The organism is Enterobacter cloacae complex sp. S1 (genome assembly GCF_014930525.1).
Classification (GTDB): Bacteria; Pseudomonadota; Gammaproteobacteria; order Enterobacterales; family Enterobacteriaceae; genus Enterobacter; species Enterobacter hormaechei_C.
The window spans coordinates 121,431-139,731 of the sequence record NZ_JADBRE010000010.1 but is presented as its reverse complement, the minus strand read 5'-3'; the positions used below and the strand labels follow the sequence as shown (position 1 = coordinate 139,731).

15 protein-coding genes are annotated in these 18,301 nt (G+C 59.4%); 11 read left to right on the top strand and 4 right to left on the bottom strand.

Features of this window, described 5'->3' with window-relative positions; translation table 11 throughout:
• Positions 1–63 precede the first annotated feature (63 nt).
• Positions 64–1,059, top strand: a complete 996-nt coding sequence (pgl, locus tag IM290_RS09290; RefSeq protein ID WP_193041694.1) for a 6-phosphogluconolactonase — start codon at positions 64–66, stop codon at positions 1,057–1,059.
• 96 nt (positions 1,060–1,155) lie between these two features.
• Here the strand turns inward: pgl and IM290_RS09285 are convergent, their stop codons facing one another.
• Complete coding sequence (locus IM290_RS09285) at positions 1,156–2,439, bottom strand: putative acyl-CoA thioester hydrolase (RefSeq protein ID WP_017384948.1); 1,284 nt, start codon at positions 2,437–2,439, stop codon at positions 1,156–1,158.
• Between the two features lie 223 nt (positions 2,440–2,662).
• On the opposite strand from IM290_RS09285, the gene hutI reads away from it, so the two are divergent.
• The 5 genes from hutI to hutH all read left to right on the top strand — a co-directional run bounded on the left by hutI (position 2,663) and on the right by hutH (position 8,908).
• Positions 2,663–3,886 (top strand): imidazolonepropionase, encoded by a 1,224-nt coding sequence (gene hutI, locus IM290_RS09280; protein WP_193041693.1) that lies wholly within the window; start codon positions 2,663–2,665, stop codon positions 3,884–3,886.
• A complete protein-coding gene (gene hutG, locus IM290_RS09275; RefSeq protein ID WP_015571092.1) occupies positions 3,883–4,821 on the top strand; it encodes a formimidoylglutamase in 939 nt (312 codons plus the stop codon). The genes hutI and hutG overlap by 4 nt, the downstream gene beginning before the upstream one ends.
• Before the next feature lie 19 nt (positions 4,822–4,840).
• Positions 4,841–5,575, top strand: coding sequence for a histidine utilization repressor (locus IM290_RS09270; RefSeq protein WP_017384945.1), 735 nt, complete (start codon positions 4,841–4,843; stop codon positions 5,573–5,575).
• Positions 5,576–5,702: 127 nt separating this feature from the next.
• Positions 5,703–7,391 (top strand): urocanate hydratase, encoded by a 1,689-nt coding sequence (hutU, locus tag IM290_RS09265; protein WP_193041692.1) that lies wholly within the window; start codon positions 5,703–5,705, stop codon positions 7,389–7,391.
• The gene (hutH, locus tag IM290_RS09260) at positions 7,388–8,908 is read left to right on the top strand and encodes a histidine ammonia-lyase (protein ID WP_015571090.1); all 1,521 of its coding nucleotides are present in this window, start codon (positions 7,388–7,390) and stop codon (positions 8,906–8,908) included. Before hutU ends, hutH begins: the two co-directional genes overlap by 4 nt.
• A gap of 103 nt (positions 8,909–9,011) precedes the next feature.
• Here the strand turns inward: hutH and IM290_RS09255 are convergent, their stop codons facing one another.
• Both IM290_RS09255 and bioA read right to left on the bottom strand, forming a co-directional pair.
• Entirely contained in the window at positions 9,012–9,488 is a 477-nt protein-coding gene (locus IM290_RS09255) for a kinase inhibitor (protein WP_003858531.1), read from the bottom strand.
• 47 nt (positions 9,489–9,535) lie between these two features.
• On the bottom strand, positions 9,536–10,843 hold the full coding sequence (gene bioA, locus IM290_RS09250) for an adenosylmethionine--8-amino-7-oxononanoate transaminase (RefSeq protein ID WP_193041691.1): 1,308 nt from the start codon (positions 10,841–10,843) through the stop codon (positions 9,536–9,538).
• A 68-nt stretch (positions 10,844–10,911) separates the two neighbouring features.
• Between bioA and bioB the strand changes: the two genes are divergently transcribed.
• The 4 genes from bioB to bioD are packed head-to-tail and all read left to right on the top strand — an operon-like array spanning position 10,912 to position 14,539.
• Positions 10,912–11,952 (top strand): biotin synthase BioB, encoded by a 1,041-nt coding sequence (gene bioB / locus IM290_RS09245; protein ID WP_023303328.1) that lies wholly within the window; start codon positions 10,912–10,914, stop codon positions 11,950–11,952.
• Entirely contained in the window at positions 11,949–13,106 is a 1,158-nt protein-coding gene (gene bioF, locus IM290_RS09240; protein ID WP_033486378.1) for an 8-amino-7-oxononanoate synthase, read from the top strand. The genes bioB and bioF overlap by 4 nt, the downstream gene beginning before the upstream one ends.
• A complete protein-coding gene (bioC, locus tag IM290_RS09235; RefSeq protein ID WP_032102638.1) occupies positions 13,090–13,845 on the top strand; it encodes a malonyl-ACP O-methyltransferase BioC in 756 nt (251 codons plus the stop codon). The genes bioF and bioC overlap by 17 nt, the downstream gene beginning before the upstream one ends.
• Entirely contained in the window at positions 13,838–14,539 is a 702-nt protein-coding gene (gene bioD, locus IM290_RS09230; protein ID WP_026094362.1) for a dethiobiotin synthase, read from the top strand. Before bioC ends, bioD begins: the two co-directional genes overlap by 8 nt.
• On the opposite strand, the gene IM290_RS09225 is transcribed toward bioD, so the two are convergent.
• On the bottom strand, positions 14,502–15,224 hold the full coding sequence (locus IM290_RS09225) for an ABC transporter ATP-binding protein (protein WP_017384938.1): 723 nt from the start codon (positions 15,222–15,224) through the stop codon (positions 14,502–14,504). The two genes, bioD and IM290_RS09225, sit on opposite strands and share 38 nt — an antisense overlap.
• A 748-nt stretch (positions 15,225–15,972) precedes the next feature.
• Between IM290_RS09225 and uvrB the strand changes: the two genes are divergently transcribed.
• Positions 15,973–17,988 carry an excinuclease ABC subunit UvrB gene (uvrB, locus tag IM290_RS09220; protein ID WP_045142379.1) on the top strand — a complete coding sequence of 672 codons (2,016 nt, stop codon included), beginning with the start codon at positions 15,973–15,975 and terminating at the stop codon, positions 17,986–17,988.
• Positions 17,989–18,301 lie beyond the last annotated feature (313 nt).

Here is an 18,301-nt window from a genome sequence, read left to right as displayed (position 1 = left end):
GGAACCCTGCAAAATCCCGGACTACAATTCAGCATTCACCGTTAAAAATAATCAGGAGTATTCATGAAACAAACCGTTTATACCGCCAGTCCTGAAAGTCAGCAGATCCATGTCTGGCGTTTGAATACAGAAGGTTCGCTTACGCTGGTTCAGGTTGTTGATGTGCCAGGCCAGGTGCAGCCGATGGTCGTCAGCCCGGATAAACGTTTTCTTTATGTCGGCGTACGCCCGGAATTCCGCGTACTGGCATACCGCATCTCCCCGGATGACGGCGCGCTGACCTATACCGCAGAAGCCCCACTGCCGGGCAGCCCGACCCATATTTCCACTGACCATAAAGGCAACTTTATCTTCAGCGGCTCCTACAATGCAGGCTGCGTGAGCGTCACCCGCCTGGAAGACGGTATTCCCGTTGAAACCGTCGACGTGGTAGAAGGGCTCGAAGGTTGCCACTCCGCCAACATTTCGCCGGATAACCGCACGCTGTGGGTGCCAGCGCTTAAGCAGGACCGCATCTGCCTGTTCACCCTGAGCGATGACGGCCATCTGGTCGCGCAGAGCCCGGCGGAAGTCACCACCGTGGAAGGCGCAGGCCCGCGCCACATGGTCTTCCACCCGAATCAGCAGTATGCCTATGTCGTTAACGAGCTGAACAGTTCGGTAGACGTGTGGGAACTGAACGATCCTAACGGACAGATCGAGTGCGTACAGTCGCTGGACATGATGCCATCTGATTTCTCCGACACACGCTGGGCGGCAGACATTCACATTACGCCGGATGGCCGTCACCTGTATGCCTGTGACCGTACCTCCAGTCTAATCACCATCTTCAGCGTCTCTGAAGACGGCAGCGTTCTGGCAGTTGAAGGCTTCCAGCCGACAGAAACCCAGCCGCGCGGCTTTAATGTCGATCACAGCGGCAAATACCTGATTGCGGCGGGGCAGAAATCCCACCACATTGCGCTCTATGAAATCCAGGGCGTGCAGGGTCTACTGGAAGAGAAAGGACGCTATGCGGTCGGACAAGGGCCGATGTGGGTTGTGATTAACGCTCATTGATCCGTAGACGAAAAAAAACCTCGCAAATGCGAGGTTTTTTTATGCGCGGTTAATGCATGAGGTAGGCCGGGTAAGGCGCAGCCGCTACCCGGCATTTTACTGCTTCGGCTCAGCAACCACTTTGCTACCCAGACCGCGGTTGTTATATTCCCACATGCGGTTAAAGTTAGCGTCATTCAGGTTACGCTGCACGTTGTCTTTATCATCCACCGTGCCGGTGTTGCCGGAGAAAGGACGTTTCGAGATCGCCGCATCCGCCCACGGTTTCGCCATGTTAAAGCCTTCGTTAATCACGCTGTCGCGGATCACGACCTGGCCGTTAGTGGCGGAGTCCACGTCCAGAGAGCGACCAAGCTGCGCCACGCCATCGCCAGCAGCAGTAAAGCGGCTATTCACGGCCAGGAAGCCATAGAACAGGTTAGACTGCGTGGCCGGGGCAAAGACGTAACCTTCCTGCTGCGTACGTGAATTCACCACGCGGAAGTCGGTGTTATCAAATACCACCGCGCCGCGGCCAGAGACCATATCCACGTCGCCTTCAATGTAGCTGTTGGTGACCAGAGTACGCGTCAGACGGTTGTTCTGAAGGGTATTCTGCACGCCGCTGTTGGTCACGAAGAAGGTGTTCTGGCGGCCCAGGATATTGACGTTGTTAATCTGTACCTTGTCGCCATCGCTACGCAGCGCCACGGCCTGATGATTACCTGCGTCAACGCTGTCGCCCAGGGTGTTCTGAATGGTCAGGTTCTGCAATTGCAGGCCATTGTTCTGTGACCAGAATACCGCCGAACACATCACGCCAATGGTGGCGGCACGCTTGCGCTGGCAGTTATCAAACATATACCACGCCGGTTTACCTGGCATGTATTTACCGGCCGGGTTCACCAGATGGCGCCAGGTTGTGCTGTCGATCTCTGAATCAATCGCCAGGCCAATTTTTACGTCGACCGCTTTTTCGCCCAGGCCGTAAAGCGTAATGCTTCCCGGTGCCGCCGGAACATAAACGGTTCCTTCGTATTCACCCGGCAGGATGGCAATGTACTGACGAGATGCGCTGTGTTTGGTGATTGCGGCATCAACGGCTGCCTGAATAGAGGTGTGTGTAACGCCCTCTGCCCCGGCCGGGCCGACAACGAAGTCTGGCTGTTTCGGCAGGTTAATAGAAGAAGGCGTCCACGGGGCTGCATTGGGATCCATCGCCGAGAAATAGTGCGCACGGGTGAAGTTCTTCGCTTCAGCCGCTGACAGGATCGGACGGGAAGCAGTGCCCGGAGCAACCTGCTCAGAAGGTTGCTGATCCGGTGGTGTTGAACTGCAAGCGGATAAAGTCACGCCAAAGGCGAGTGCCAACGCCAGACGGGAAATCCTGGAAATATTCAAGGTAATGCTCCTGGGTATGCAAGTCTTATCTGGATAGACGAAATAGCCTGCTTTTTTATACTAAGTTGAGCGAAACGGGAAGATAAAAACCGGAAAAGTTGCATTTTTGCCCGCAGGCGACGGGAAAGTCATCACAAATAAATAACATTTTCCCCCAATGCGGTTGACAGCAGGCGGCAGATGAAAATAAATGTCTATACAACCCATGACAAGTGGAAGGCACATGCAGCAGCTTCATCCCGATGATGTGATATGGCGAAATGCGCGACTGGCAACCCTGGCGACATGTGAGGCGGAGCCCTACGGCCTGAGAGAACAACATGCCCTCGTTGTGCGCGGCCAGACGATTCTGGCCATTATTCCTGAATCCGAGATCCCCTCCGGGCATCGTCAGTGTGTCGATCTCGACGGGCGTCTGGTTACCCCCGGCCTGATCGATTGCCACACCCATCTGGTGTTCGGCGGCGATCGCGCAGCGGAATGGGAGCAACGGCTTAACGGCGTGTCATATCAGACCATTAGCGCGCAGGGCGGCGGAATTAACGCCACGGTCACGGCCACCCGCAACAGTTCGCCGGAAACGCTCCTGACGATGGCGCAGCAGCGACTCCAGCGGCTGATGAATGAAGGCGTAACGACCGTTGAAATCAAATCGGGATACGGACTGAATGCCGAAGCCGAAGAGAAAATGCTGCTGGTTGCCCGCCAGCTCAGCCTGAATAATCTGGTCGATATCAGCCCGACGCTGCTGGCCGCGCACGCCGTTCCTGCCGAGTACCGACAGGATTCGGATGCCTATCTGGCGCTGGTCTGTGAGCAGATCATGCCCACGCTGTGGCAAAAAGAGTTATTTGAAGCGGTGGACGTGTTTTGTGAAAACGTCGGCTTTACCCCGGCGCAAACCGAGCGCCTGTTCCGGGCCGCCGCCGCGCTCGGGATCCCGGTAAAAGGGCATGTAGAACAACTGTCGAATCTCGGCGGCGCGGCGCTGGTCAGCCAGTATAAAGGGCTGTCGGCCGATCATATTGAGTATCTCGATGATTCAGGTATTCAGGCGATGGCGCAAAGCGGCACGGTGGCGGTATTGCTCCCCGGCGCGTTCTATTTTCTTCAGGAGCGCCAGCGTCCACCGGTGGCGCAGTTGAGAGAGCAGGGCGTGCCGATGGCGGTGGCTACCGACTACAATCCGGGCACCAGCCCGTTTGCCAGCCTGCATCTGGCAATGAACATGGCCTGCGTCCAGTTTGGCCTCACGCCGGAAGAGGCCTGGGCTGGCGTGACGCGGCATGCGGCGCAGGCGCTAGGACGTGGTGCGACGCACGGGCAGTTAAAGCCAGGTTATGTGGCTGATTTCGTCGTCTGGGAGGCGAATCATCCGGTTGAGATGGTTTACGAGCCGGGGCGGAATCCTATGTATCAACGCGTGTTTCGGGGGCAGGTAGCATGAAACTGTGGCATCCCGTCTCTCCGCAGGTCTGGCAGGGTCGTGACGACAGCGCCGAGTCCAGCACCGCGAAACGTCTCTTCCAGACCATACAGCAGCGCGAACACTTTTCTCCCGCGCCGTCAGGCATCGCCCTGCTGGGCTTTGAATGTGATGAAGGGGTTAAGCGTAACCAGGGCAGGCCCGGTGCTGCACAGGCGCCCGATGTGTTGCGTGGCGCGCTGGCGAATATGGCGAGCCATCAGGGGCATGCGCGCCTCGTGGATATGGGCGCTATTTATGTTGAAGGCCACGCGCTGGAGGCGGCACAGCAGGCGCTGAGCGAGGCCATAACCGCGTGCCAGCAATCCGGGATGCGTACTCTGGTTTTCGGTGGTGGACATGAAACCGCCTGGGCGCACGGGCGCGGCGTGCTGGACGCCTTTCCGAACGATCGCCTTGCGGTGATCAACCTGGATGCGCACCTCGATTTACGCAAGGCCGAACGGGCAACGTCCGGCACGCCGTTCCGCCAGCTGGCGCACTACTGCGCGTCTCAGTCGCGGGTGTTTCACTACGCCTGCCTGGGGGTAAGCCGTGCGGCGAATACTCAGGCGCTGTGGGAGGAAGCTGAGCGGTTGAACGTGACGCTGGTTGAAGATCTCGATTTTCGCCGGGATGCGCTATCCGCACTGGATAGCGTGCTTGCGCAGGCAGACCGGGTTTATCTCACCGTTGACCTCGATGTGCTGCCTGCCGCAGAAATGCCCGCCGTGTCCGCCCCTGCGGCGTTGGGGATCCCGGCGCTGGATCTGTTCCCGGTGATTGAGCGTATCTGCCGAAGCGGTAAACTACAGGCGGCGGATCTGGTGGAATTCAATCCGCACTACGATCGGGACGGACAGGGGGCGAAGCTTGCCGCCCGACTGGCCTGGCAAATTGCTCACTGGTGGGCATAACAACATTCAAGGAGTCATGATGTTTTCACGCTCGCCCCTGCCGCAGCCGAGCCCTCCCGCGCCTTTTTACGAAAAGGTGAAGCAGGCGATCAGCGAAAAAATCGCCGCCGGCGTCTGGCGCCCGCACGACCGCATTCCGTCCGAGGCCGAGCTGGTGGCGCAGTTTGGCTTTAGCCGAATGACCATCAACCGCGCACTGCGTGAACTGACCGATGAAGGGTTGCTGGTGCGTTTGCAGGGTGTCGGAACCTTTGTCGCCGAGCCAAAAGGACAGTCGGCGCTGTTTGAAATCCGCAGCATTGCCGATGAAATTGCCGCTCGCAACCATCAGCACCACTGCGAGGTGCTGGTGCTTGAAGAGACGCAGGCCAGCGCCGAACAGGCCATCGAGCTGAACGTTACCGAGGGCACCCGGATTTTCCATTCGGTGATGGTGCATTATGAGAACGACATTCCGGTCCAGATTGAAGATCGCTGCGTCAACGCGGAGCGGATACCGGATTACCTGAGCCAGGATTACACCCAAACCACACCGCATGCGTATCTCTCGCTCGTCGCCCCGCTGACGGAAGGGGAGCATATCGTGGAAGCCGTGCGCGCCACGCCGCAGGAGTGCGAGCTGTTGCGTATTAAAGAGCACGATCCCTGTCTGCTGATCCGCCGTCGTACCTGGTCGTCCTCGCAAATTGTGTCGCATGCGAAGCTGCTATTCCCGGGGAATCGCTACCGGTTGCAGGGCCACTTTATGTCATAAGTTTTATAAGCGTGATCGCTAACGCAATATAGCAAAATTGTATCTTTTTTGTTAAATCCGACCTTGTGTGTGCTTGTCTATACAAGTATATCTAAATGCATCACCTGTCCCTTATGAGGAACACACAATGTCGTCAGATAAATACCGCAAGCAGGATGTCCGCGCCGCGCGCGGCACCACGCTCACCGCAAAAAGCTGGCTCACCGAAGCACCGCTGCGCATGTTGATGAACAACCTTGATCCTGAGGTAGCAGAAAATCCCCACGAGCTGGTGGTCTACGGCGGCATTGGCCGCGCCGCGCGCAACTGGGCGTGCTATGACGCGATTGTCGAGTCTTTGACGAATCTCGAAAACGACGAAACGCTGCTGGTGCAATCCGGCAAACCGGTGGGCGTATTCAAAACCCATAAAAATGCGCCCCGCGTGCTGATTGCCAACTCCAACCTGGTGCCGCACTGGGCAACGTGGGAACACTTCAACGAGCTGGACGCAAAAGGGCTGGCCATGTACGGCCAGATGACCGCGGGTAGCTGGATCTACATCGGCAGCCAGGGGATTGTGCAGGGCACGTATGAAACCTTCGTGGAAGCGGGCCGTCAGCACTATAACGGATCACTGAAAGGCCGCTGGGTGCTCACCGCCGGACTGGGCGGCATGGGCGGCGCGCAGCCGCTGGCCGCGACGCTGGCGGGCGCGTGCTCCCTGAACATTGAGTGCCAGCAGAGCCGCATCGATTTCCGTCTGCGTACCCGCTATGTCGATGAACAGGCCGACAACCTCGATGACGCGCTGGCGCGCATCAAAAAGTACACCGCTGAAGGCAAAGCCGTGTCGGTTGCCCTGTGCGGCAACGCGGCGGATATTCTGCCGGAACTGGTGGCGCGCGGCGTGCGTCCGGATCTGGTCACCGACCAGACCAGCGCTCACGATCCGCTCCACGGCTATCTGCCAAAAGGCTGGACGTGGGAAGACTACCAGCAAAAAGCGGAAACCGATCCTGAGGGCACGGTACTGGCGGCCAAACGCGCCATGGCGGAACACGTCTCCGCGATGCTGGCCTTCAGTAAGATGGGTATTCCGACCTTTGATTACGGGAATAACATCCGCCAGATGGCGAAAGAAATGGGGGTGAATAACGCCTTTGACTTCCCCGGCTTCGTGCCCGCCTATATCCGTCCTCTGTTCTGCCGCGGCATTGGGCCGTTCCGCTGGGTTGCCCTGTCCGGCGACCCGGAGGATATCTACAAAACTGACGCCAGAGTGAAAGAGATTGTCGCCGACGACGAACACCTGCATCGCTGGCTGGATATGGCGCGCGAACGCATTAACTTCCAGGGCCTGCCGGCGCGTATCTGCTGGGTCGGGCTGGAGTGGCGGCAAAAACTCGGCCTCGCCTTTAACGAAATGGTGCGCAGCGGCGAAGTCTCCGCGCCGATCGTCATTGGCCGCGACCACCTGGATTCCGGCTCTGTCGCCAGTCCGAACCGTGAAACCGAAGCCATGCGCGACGGCTCGGATGCGGTCTCCGACTGGCCGCTGCTGAATGCCCTGCTGAACACCGCCAGCGGCGCGACCTGGGTGTCGCTGCACCACGGCGGCGGCGTCGGGATGGGCTTCTCCCAGCACTCCGGGATGGTCATCGTCTGTGACGGAACTGATGAAGCGGCCGCGCGTATCGCTCGCGTGCTGCACAACGACCCGGCAACCGGCGTGATGCGTCACGCGGATGCGGGTTACGAGATTGCCATTGATTGTGCCAAAGAGCAGGGCCTGAACCTGCCGATGATCCCCGTCACACAAGGAAAGCCTGCATGAACGCGTTAACACTTACTCCCGGCTCGCTGACGCTCAAACAGCTGCGTCACGTCTGGCGTCAGCCGGTGACACTCTCCCTTGATGAAAGCGCCCACCGTGCCATTAACGACAGCGTGGCCTGCGTGGAGGCGATTGTGGCGGAAGGGCGCACCGCCTACGGCATCAACACCGGGTTTGGCCTGCTGGCGCAGACCCGCATCGCCACGCACGATCTGGAGAATTTACAGCGTTCGCTGGTGCTGTCGCACGCGGCGGGGGTTGGCCAGCCGCTGGACGATGAGATCGTCCGCCTGATGATGGTGTTGAAAATCAACAGCCTGGCGCGTGGGTTTTCCGGCATTCGTCTGAGCGTGATCCAGGCGCTGATGGCGCTGGTCAATGCGGAAGTTTATCCGTGGATCCCGGCGAAGGGCTCCGTCGGCGCCTCCGGCGATCTGGCGCCGCTGGCGCATATGTCGCTGCTCCTGCTGGGTGAAGGCCAGGCGCGCTGGCAAGGGGAGTGGCTGCCTGCGAAAGAGGCGCTGAAAAAAGCTGGCTTAACGCCGATCACCCTCGCGGCAAAAGAGGGGCTGGCGCTGCTCAACGGCACGCAGGCGTCGACCGCTTTCGCGCTGCGCGGTCTGTTTGAAGCGGAAGATCTGTTCGCCTCGGCGGTGGTGTGCGGTGCACTGACCACTGAGGCGGTGCTCGGCTCGCGTCGTCCGTTCGATGCCCGCATCCACGAGGTGCGCGGCCAGCGCGGGCAGATTGATGCCGCTGCCATGTACCGCCACGTACTTACCGATACCAGCGACATTGCCGATTCGCATCACAACTGTGAGAAGGTGCAGGATCCGTATTCCCTGCGCTGCCAGCCGCAGGTGATGGGCGCATGCCTGACGCAGCTGCGCCAGGCGGCAGAAGTGCTGCTGGTGGAGGCCAATGCGGTGTCCGATAACCCACTGGTATTTGCTCAGGAAAACGAGGTGGTTTCTGGTGGTAACTTCCACGCCGAGCCGGTGGCGATGGCCGCAGATAATATCGCCCTGGCGATTGCCGAAATCGGGGCGTTGTCTGAGCGTCGAATCGCGCTGATGATGGATAAGCACATGTCCCAGCTGCCGCCATTCCTGGTGCGCAACGGCGGCGTGAACTCGGGCTTCATGATCGCCCAGGTCACCGCCGCGGCACTGGCAAGCGAGAACAAAGCCCTGTCGCATCCGCACAGCGTGGACAGCCTGCCAACCTCAGCCAACCAGGAAGATCACGTTTCGATGGCCCCGGCTGCCGGGCGTCGTCTGTGGGAGATGGCCTCTAACACCCGCGGCGTGCTGGCGGTGGAGTGGCTGGCGGCGTGTCAGGGTATTGATTTGCGCGAAGGGCTAAAATCCAGCCCGCTGCTGGAGCAGGCGCGGCAGGAACTGCGCGAGCACGTTACGCACTACGATGACGACCGCTTCTTTGCGCCGGATATTGATAAGGCGATGCAGCTTCTGGAAGAAGGGCGGCTGGTGGGGCTGTTACCTTCGGTGCTGTGATTTTTACCCTCACCCTAACCATCTCCCACAGGGAGAGGGAATTGTTAGGTTTTCTCCCTCTCCCTGTGGGAGAGGGCCGGGGTGAGGGCATCAGCCCGCACGATTACGAATACATCGCCGTAATCGACGCGCTGCCCAGCGAATGGAAATGCACGTTAAAGCCTACCATCGCGCCGCTCGCCCCTTCGTCGACCTCAATCTTGTCCACATCCAGCGCGTGCACGGTGAAGATATAGCGGTGCGTTTCCCCTTTTGGCGGCGCCGCGCCGCCGTAGCCCGCTTTGCCAAAGTCAGTGCGCGTCTGAATCGCGCCGTCAGGCAGAGCAACCAGATCGGAACCGGAGCCCTGCGGCAGCACGCGCGTGTCGGCGGGCAGGTTTGCCACGATCCAGTGCCACCAGCCCGACCCGGTTGGCGCATCCGGATCGTAGCAGGTCACGACAAAACTTTTGGTTCCCGCTGGCACATCGTCCCACGCCAGATGGGGAGAGATATTATCCCCCTGATAACCCATCCCGTTAAACACGTGACGTTCCGGCAGCTTTTCGCCGTCGCGCAAATCTTTACTGATGATTTTCATCCGATTTCCCTCGTTACTCACTCATTCAGAAAGTGTAACGCATGGGGTTAAATCGCGAAATGCGCTGAAGTGTTAACGGCTTCAACCACTGCCCCGGTCAGCTTGCGGAGCTGATCCGCAGAAATGCTGTACGGCGGCATGAGGTAAATCAGCTTACCGAAAGGTCGCACCCACACGCCCTGGTCAACGAAGAAGCGCTGCAACGCGGCCATGTTCACCGGATGCGTTGTCTCGATTACCCCGATGGCGCCCAGTACGCGGACGTCCGCGACGTATTCCGCCTCCGCCGCCGCGCTTAACTGCTGCTTCAGCTGCGCCTCAATCGCCACCACCTGCGTCTGCCATGCGCCGCTTTCCAGAATGGCGAGGCTTTCGCTTGCCACGGCGCAGGCCAGCGGGTTGCCCATAAACGTCGGGCCGTGCATAAAGCAGCCCGCGTCGCCGTCGCTGATGGTATCGGCAACCTGGCGGGTGGTAAGCGTGGCGGAGAGCGTCATGGTGCCGCCGGTGAGCGCTTTCCCCAGGCACAGAATATCCGGCGCGATCCCCGCATGCTCGCAGGCGAACAATTTCCCGGTGCGGCCAAAGCCGGTGGCGATCTCATCGGCAATCAGCAGGATCCCTTCGCGGTCGCACATCTTCCGAATGCGCCTCAGCCACTCGGGATGGTACATCCGCATTCCGCCCGCGCCCTGCACAATCGGTTCGAGAATAACGGCGGCAATCTCGTGGCGATGGGCCGCCATCAGCCGCGCGAAGCCCACCATGTCCATCTCGTCCCATTCGCCGTCGAAGCGGCTCTGCGGGGCTGGCGCAAACAGGTTTTCCGGCAGATAGCCTTTCCACAGGCTGTGCATGGAGTTGTCCGGATCACATACCGACATCGCGCCGAAAGTGTCGCCGTGATAGCCGTTGCGGAAGGTAAGGAACCGCTGGCGCGTTTCGCCCTTCGCATGCCAGTACTGCAACGCCATTTTCATCGCCACTTCCACGGCCACCGAGCCGGAGTCGGCCAGGAAAACACACTCCAGCGATTCAGGCGTCATCGCTACCAGGCGACGGCATAAATCCACCGCGGGCTGATGCGTGATCCCGCCAAACATCACGTGTGACATCTGGTCAATCTGCGCTTTCATCGCCGCGTTTAGTCGCGGGTGGTTGTAGCCATGGATCGCCGCCCACCAGGAGGACATCCCGTCAACAAGCCGCTCGCCACTGGCAAGATGCAGCTCGCAGCCGTGGGCAGAGGCTACCGGATAGACGGGAAGGGGGCGGGTCGTGGAGGTGTAAGGGTGCCAGATATGCTGCTTGTCGAAGGCGAGATCGTCCTGGGTCATAATCGACTTGTAAACCATTTTGAAAAGTTTTAGGTTTACAAGTATAAACCGAACCGACAATTAACAAAACCCTTTGGAGAAGCCCGATGGCTCACCACGCACGCTGGACGATGTCGCAAGTCACTGAATTATTCAATAAACCTTTCCTGGAGCTGATGTTTGAGGCGCAACAGGTGCACCGCCAGCACTTCGATCCGCGTCATGTTCAGGTCAGCACGTTGCTGTCGATCAAAACCGGGGCTTGCCCGGAAGACTGCAAATATTGCCCGCAAAGCGCGCGCTATAAAACCGGTCTCGAATCCGAGCGCCTGATGGAAGTCGAGCAGGTGCTCGACTCCGCGCGCAAGGCCAAAAACGCTGGCTCGACCCGCTTCTGCATGGGCGCGGCGTGGAAAAATCCGCATGACCGTGACATGCCCTATCTGGAGCAGATGGTGAAGGGGGTGAAGGAGATGGGGCTTGAAGCCTGCATGACCCTGGGCACGCTGAACGAGGAGCAGGCGCAGCGTCTCTCGGCGGCGGGGCTGGATTACTACAACCACAACCTCGATACTTCGCCGGAGTTCTACGGCAACATCATCACCACGCGCACCTATCAGGAGCGTCTGGACACGCTGGATAAAGTGCGTGATGCGGGGATCAAGGTCTGTTCCGGCGGGATCGTGGGACTGGGCGAGACGGTAAAAGATCGTGCCGGCCTGCTGTTACAGCTGGCAAACCTGCCGACCCCGCCGGAAAGCGTGCCCATCAACATGCTGGTGAAGGTAAAAGGGACGCCGCTGGCGGATAACGAGGACGTGGATGCCTTCGATTTCATCCGCACCATCGCGGTGGCGCGCATCATGATGCCGACCTCTTACGTTCGCCTCTCTGCCGGTCGCGAGCAGATGAGCGAGCAGACCCAGGCGATGTGCTTCATGGCCGGGGCCAACTCCATCTTCTACGGCTGCAAACTGCTGACCACGCCAAACCCGGAAGAGGACAAAGATGTCCAGCTGTTCCGCAAGCTGGGGCTGAACCCACACCAGACCGAGGTACAGGCGGGGGATAACGAGCAACAGCAGCAGCTGGAGCAGCAGATTTTTAACGCCGACACCGACCAGTTCTACAACGCGGCAGCCGTATGACCTGGCAGGCACGTATCAGGACCGCGCTCGACGAGCGGCGGGCGGCGGATGCGTTTCGGGTGCGCAGGGTAGTGGAAAACGGTGCAGGCCGTTTTCTCTCCCGGGAAGGAGAGCGGTTCTGTAATTTCTCCAGCAACGATTATCTGGGCCTGAGCCAGCACCCGCAGATCGTTCGCGCCTGGCAGCAGGGCGCGGATCGTTACGGCGTGGGCAGCGGTGGCTCCGGGCACGTCAGCGGCTACACCACGGCGCATCAGGCGCTGGAGGAAGAGCTGGCCGACTGGCTGGGCTACCCGCGGGCGCTGCTGTTTATCTCCGGTTTTGCCGCGAATCAGGCGGTGATTGCCGCCCTGATGGGCAAAGACGACCGCATCATCGCGGACCGCCTGAGCCACGCGTCCCTGCTTGAAGCGGCCAGTCTCAGCCCGGCGCAGCTGCGGCGTTTTGCCCATAACGATGCCTCTCAGCTGAACGTCCTGCTGGGTAAACCCTGTTCAGGGCTTCAGCTGGCGGTGACGGAAGGGGTATTCAGCATGGACGGCGACAGCGCGCCCCTTGCCACCTTGCATGACGTCGCAAAACAGCAGAACGCCTGGCTGCTGGTCGACGATGCCCACGGCATTGGCGTCACCGGCGAGGAGGGGCGCGGAAGCGCGCACCAGCAACGCGTCAGGCCGGAACTGCTGGTGGTCACCTTCGGCAAAGGCTTTGGCGTCAGCGGCGCCGCGGTGTTGTGCAGCGAGCCGGTGGCCGATTACCTGGTGCAGTTCGCCCGGCACCTGATCTACAGCACCAGCATGCCCCCGGCGCAGGCCGTGGCGCTCTCTGCGTCGCTTGCGGTGATCCGCGGCGAAGACGGCGCTGAACGCCGGGCGCGCCTGGCCGACCATATTCAGCGTTTTCGCCGGGGGGTAAGCGCACTGCCTTACCGGCTTACCGACTCGCACAGCGCCATTCAGCCCGTGATTGTGGGTGAAAACCCTCGGGCGCTGATGCTGGCACAGGCGCTACGAGAGCGCGGGCAGTGGGTCACGGCGATCCGCCCACCCACCGTGCCGCCAGGCACCGCGCGCTTGCGTCTGACGCTCACGGCAGCGCACGAGCCGCAGGATATCGATACGCTTCTGGAGGCACTGTATGTCTCCTGTCAATAAACAGGCCGTTGCCGCCGCGTTTGGCCGGGCAGCGCAAAGCTATTCACAGCACGATGAGCTGCAACGCCTGAGCGCCCGCGGGCTGCTGGCCGCGCTTGGTGAGGGGCGTTTTGCGCAGGTGCTCGACGCTGGCTGCGGGCCTGGCGGCAATAGCCGCTACTGGCGCGCAACGGGTAGCCACGTCACGGCGCTGGATTTATCCGCGCAGATGCTGGATGAGGCCCGCCAGCAGCAGTCAGCAGACCGTTATCTGGTGGCCGATATCGAGGCCATCCCGCTGGAGGATGCGCTGTTTGACCTCGTCTGGAGCCATCTGGCGGTGCAGTGGTGCGCCAGCCTGCCGCAGGCCCTACGCGAGCTATACCGCGTGGCGCGGCCCGGCGGAGCGGTGGCCTTTACCACCCTGTTGGAAAGTTCGTTGCCAGAGCTGAATCAGGCGTGGAGGGCAGTGGATGCGCAGCCGCACGCCAACCGGTTTCTCTCGCACCAACAGGTCACTCAGGCGCTGGCAGGCTGGCGCTATCGCTGCATGGTCCAGACCGTCACCCTCGAATTTAGCGATGCGTTAAGCGCCATGCGATCGCTTAAGGGCATAGGCGCGACGCACCTGCACGCCGGACGGGAGAAGAAACCCCTTACCCGCGGCCAACTCCAGCGTCTCGAGCTGGCCTGGCCGCAGGAGCGGGGCCGGTTCCCGCTCTCTTATCATCTTTTTCATGGGATTATTGAACGTGACTGAACGTTATTTTGTTACCGGCACGGACACTGAAGTCGGTAAAACGGTTGCCAGCGCCGCGCTGTTGCAGGCGGCGCGTCTGCTGGGGAAAACTACGGCCGGGTATAAGCCCGTAGCCTCCGGCAGCGAGATGACGCCGGAAGGCTTACGTAATACCGATGCGCTGGCGCTACAGCGTAACAGCAGCCTTACGCTGGCCTATTCTGCGGTGAACCCCTATACCTTTGCTGAACCCACCTCGCCGCACATCGTCAGCGTCGATGAAGATCGTCCGATTGATTTTTCGGTGCTCTCTTCCGGGTTACGCGTCCTGGAAACGCAGGCCAACTGGGTGCTGGTGGAGGGGGCTGGCGGCTGGTTTACCCCGCTGTCCGACGAGCAGACATTTGCTGACTGGGTGCAGGCCGAGCAGCTTCCGGTCATTCTGGTGGTTGGCGTGAAGCTTGGCTGTATCAATCACGCCATGCTGACCGCCCAGGCCGTGCAGCAGGCCGGGTTGCGTCTGGCAGGGTGGATTGCCAATGACGTGGTAGCGCCGGGTAAACGTCATGCTGAGTATCTGGCGACGCTGAAGCGGGTGCTGCCTGCGCCGTTTCTCGGCGAGATCCCGTGGCTTGCCGACGGCGCAGAGCAGGCGGAAACCGGACGCTATCTCGACCTCAGCGCCTTATGTCCCGCGCCATCCAGTGCGCAATAAGGTCGTCATCCAGCTCGTTAACGTGGCCCTGTGCCACGTTACGTCCGCGATAGAGCATGCAGAAACGATCCGCTACCCGGCGGATAAACGACAGCTGTTGCTCCGCTAACAGCACCGTCATTCCCAGCTCCCGATTCAACCGCACCAGCAACTGCCCCAGCCTGCGCGCGAAACCGTGCCCCGCGCCATGCATGGGCTCATCCAGAATCAACACGCGCGGACGATTAACCAGCGCACTGGCGAGGGCCAGCTGATACTGGTCGTCAGGGGACAGCGCAGAGGCACGGCTCTGTCGCAGCGGATAGAGCTCCGGAAACAGGGCATACACGTCACTTTTTGATGCCGGGTCGGGTTTCCCCGTCGCCCGCATAGCGATATGCAGATTTTCATCGACGGTCAGCTGGGAAAATATTCGCCGATCCTGCGGGACGTAGCCTATCGTCGGCGGCGCCGGGAATGCTGACGCAGGGCTGAGCAAGTTATGCGGCGGCGCGCCAGCCTCATGCCAGATGATGGTGCCGCTCTCGACGGGCACCTTTCCGGTAATGCAGTTCATAAGCGTGGATTTGCCCATGCCAGGCAGGCCAACAATGCCCGTACAGATGCCTTGCGGGAAATCGATATTCACGTTCCATAGCGTATGTTGGCTTCCGTAAAACTGATTTACAGCACGCAGACTCAACATCTTTCTCTCCTTAAAAATGTGTGGGGTGATGCACAGAGTGATGTCTGCAAAACGCCTGCCAGGAACTTCATAATGATTAAAAAAAGGCCATTTTTAGGAATAACTCACTATCAAAAGCTGAACGTTTATACGAATTGCACACTCCCGGTGCTGCGTATGTCGAATTGTGGTGCAGGAGAAATGACAGAATTGTGATTAAGATCTCGCCAGTCGCTTATGAAAAAATGAACGTTTTCCAGGCAAAAAAGAGTGATAAAAATTTTTTACTGCCGCTTCGTGGGAAAAACCGGGAATTTGCTGGAGTGCATGCTGTACGGGCTGGAAGCAGTTATCCACTATTCCTGTGGATAACCTTGTGCATTAGAGTTAGAAAACCCGCGATAAGCGAGAGAATACGCGGGTTACAACCAAATTGATGCGAAACGCGGCTTAATAAATTAGTCTTTATTTTTTAACGAATTAGATAAAAGCAATTCCCTCAACGCCAGCGAGACCTGTTGCCATAAAACTTTCATAACCGCCCTTGACAAATGTTAAAAAAGTAATAGTTCTGGGGATAACCCCCTGAGGCTGGTGTTTTATTTTGTCACAGTCGAAATTTGGCTCGCGAACGCACTAATCCTCTCTGCGCTACGCTAAATATCCTGACACGCTACTGGTTTTTCATCCAGTGTTTTTTACTGGCAATCCTGGCTACAACGAGTAAAATTACTCACCTGCCGCTTATTCTGTCATCAGGTCGTCGCCCATGAGTAAACCGTTTAAACTGAATTCTGCTTTCCGTCCTTCCGGGGATCAGCCCGAGGCTATTCGTCGCCTGGAAGAGGGGCTGGAGGACGGGCTGGCGCACCAGACCCTGCTGGGAGTTACCGGTTCGGGCAAAACCTTCACCATTGCCAACGTCATTGCCGATCTCCAGCGTCCGACGATGGTTCTCGCGCCGAACAAAACGCTGGCGGCGCAGCTGTATGGTGAGATGAAAGAGTTCTTCCCGGAAAACGCGGTGGAGTATTTCGTCTCCTACTACGACTACTACCAGCCGGAAGCCTACGTTCCCAGCTCCGACACGTTTATCGAGAAAGATGCCTCGGTGAACGAACATATCGAGCAGATGCGTTTGTCGGCGACCAAGGCGCTGCTGGAGCGTCGTGATGTGGTGGTGGTGGCCTCGGTGTCGGCGATCTACGGCCTGGGCGATCCGGATCTCTATCTCAAGATGATGCTGCACCTGACGCAGGGGATGATCATCGATCAGCGTGCGATTTTGCGCCGTCTGGCGGAGTTGCAGTACACCCGTAACGATCAGGCGTTCCAGCGCGGGACCTTCCGCGTGCGCGGCGAGGTGATTGATATCTTCCCGGCGGAGTCGGACGATATGGCGCTGCGCGTAGAGCTGTTCGACGAAGAGGTTGAACGTCTGTCGCTGTTCGATCCGTTGACCGGTCACGTCGAGTCGGTGATCCAGCGCTTCACCATCTACCCGAAAACGCACTATGTAACGCCGCGCGAGCGTATTGTGCAGGCGATGGAAGAGATCAAAACCGAGCTGGCGGACCGCCGTAAGGTGCTGCTGGCGAACAATAAGCTGCTGGAAGAGCAGCGCCTGAGCCAGCGTACCCAGTTCGATCTGGAGATGATGAACGAGTTGGGCTACTGCTCCGGCATCGAAAACTACTCGCGCTACCTCTCCGGGCGCGGGCCGGGCGAAGCGCCGCCGACGCTGTTTGACTACCTTCCGGCGGACGGCCTGCTGGTGATCGACGAATCCCACGTTACGATCCCCCAGATCGGCGGGATGTACCGCGGTGACCGCGCGCGTAAAGAGACGCTGGTGGAGTACGGGTTCCGACTGCCGTCAGCGCTGGACAACCGTCCGATGAAGTTTGAAGAATTTGAGGCGCTTGCTCCGCAGACCATCTACGTATCGGCGACGCCGGGCAACTACGAGCTGGAAAAATCCGGTGATGACGTGGTGGACCAGGTGGTGCGTCCGACCGGGCTGCTGGATCCGATTATCGAGGTGCGTCCGGTGGCGACGCAGGTGGACGATCTGCTCTCGGAAATACGTGCCCGCTCCGTCATCAACGAGCGCGTGCTGGTTACCACGCTCACCAAACGTATGGCGGAAGATTTGACGGAGTATCTGGAAGAACACGGCGAGAAGGTGCGGTATCTGCACTCGGATATCGATACCGTGGAGCGTATGGAGATCATCCGCGATCTGCGTCTGGGCGAGTTCGACGTGCTGGTCGGTATTAACCTTCTGCGAGAAGGGCTGGATATGCCTGAGGTGTCGCTGGTGGCGATTCTGGACGCGGACAAAGAGGGCTTCCTGCGTTCCGAGCGCTCGCTGATCCAGACCATTGGCCGCGCCGCGCGTAACGTCAACGGGAAGGCGATCCTGTACGGGGATAAAATCACCCCGTCGATGGCCAAAGCGATTGGCGAAACGGAACGTCGTCGCGAGAAGCAGCAGCGCTACAACGAAGAGCACGGCATCACGCCGCAGGGGCTGAACAAGAAGGTGGTGGATATCCTGGCGCTGGGTCAGAACATTGCGAAGACCAAAGCGAAAGGTCGCGGCAAGGCCCGTTCAGTGGTGGAAGAGGATACCGTCGCGCTGACGCCGAAAGCGTTGCAGCAGAAGATCCACGAGCTGGAAGGGCAGATGATGCAGCATGCGCAGAACCTGGAGTTCGAAGAGGCCGCACAAATCCGCGATCAGCTGCATCAGCTGCGGGATCTGTTTATTGCGGCATCGTAGTTTTTTGCCCGGTGGCGTTTTCTCCCTCTCCCTGTGGGAGAGGGTTCCCCAGTAATTTGAAAGCAAAAGCGATAACGTTGCCTCAGAAAAACTGAGGGCTTTTAGCGATGCCTCGGTCCGGCTGTAAATCGCTGAGGCGTTTCCTGTAGGCCGGGGCGAGGCGCAGGGATGCGCCGAGAGGGCGGGCTTTACAGGGATGTTACCTCCGCCCGTCCCCGATAAGCCGGAAGGAATAAGCCGAAGGCACCGCGAAGCGGCGATTTTCCGCCGGAAGCCCGGGTCGCCAGGGTGGCGGCGACTGAGCCACCCTGGC

What these genes read in the sequence shown, in the direction of transcription:
- hutH (WP_015571090.1), top strand. Translation starts at nt 7,388, where the DNA reads ATGAACGCGTTAACACTTACTCCCGGCTCGCTGACGCTCAAACAGCTG.
- bioC (WP_032102638.1), top strand. Translation starts at nt 13,090, where the DNA reads ATGTCTCCTGTCAATAAACAGGCCGTTGCCGCCGCGTTTGGCCGGGCA.
- bioA (WP_193041691.1), bottom strand. Translation starts at nt 10,843, where the DNA reads ATGGTTTACAAGTCGATTATGACCCAGGACGATCTCGCCTTCGACAAG.
- bioF (WP_033486378.1), top strand. Translation starts at nt 11,949, where the DNA reads ATGACCTGGCAGGCACGTATCAGGACCGCGCTCGACGAGCGGCGGGCG.
- hutI (WP_193041693.1), top strand. Translation starts at nt 2,663, where the DNA reads ATGCAGCAGCTTCATCCCGATGATGTGATATGGCGAAATGCGCGACTG.
- pgl (WP_193041694.1), top strand. Translation starts at nt 64, where the DNA reads ATGAAACAAACCGTTTATACCGCCAGTCCTGAAAGTCAGCAGATCCAT.
- uvrB (WP_045142379.1), top strand. Translation starts at nt 15,973, where the DNA reads ATGAGTAAACCGTTTAAACTGAATTCTGCTTTCCGTCCTTCCGGGGAT.
- hutG (WP_015571092.1), top strand. Translation starts at nt 3,883, where the DNA reads ATGAAACTGTGGCATCCCGTCTCTCCGCAGGTCTGGCAGGGTCGTGAC.
- hutU (WP_193041692.1), top strand. Translation starts at nt 5,703, where the DNA reads ATGTCGTCAGATAAATACCGCAAGCAGGATGTCCGCGCCGCGCGCGGC.
- IM290_RS09225 (WP_017384938.1), bottom strand. Translation starts at nt 15,224, where the DNA reads ATGTTGAGTCTGCGTGCTGTAAATCAGTTTTACGGAAGCCAACATACG.
- IM290_RS09270 (WP_017384945.1), top strand. Translation starts at nt 4,841, where the DNA reads ATGTTTTCACGCTCGCCCCTGCCGCAGCCGAGCCCTCCCGCGCCTTTT.
- bioB (WP_023303328.1), top strand. Translation starts at nt 10,912, where the DNA reads ATGGCTCACCACGCACGCTGGACGATGTCGCAAGTCACTGAATTATTC.
- IM290_RS09255 (WP_003858531.1), bottom strand. Translation starts at nt 9,488, where the DNA reads ATGAAAATCATCAGTAAAGATTTGCGCGACGGCGAAAAGCTGCCGGAA.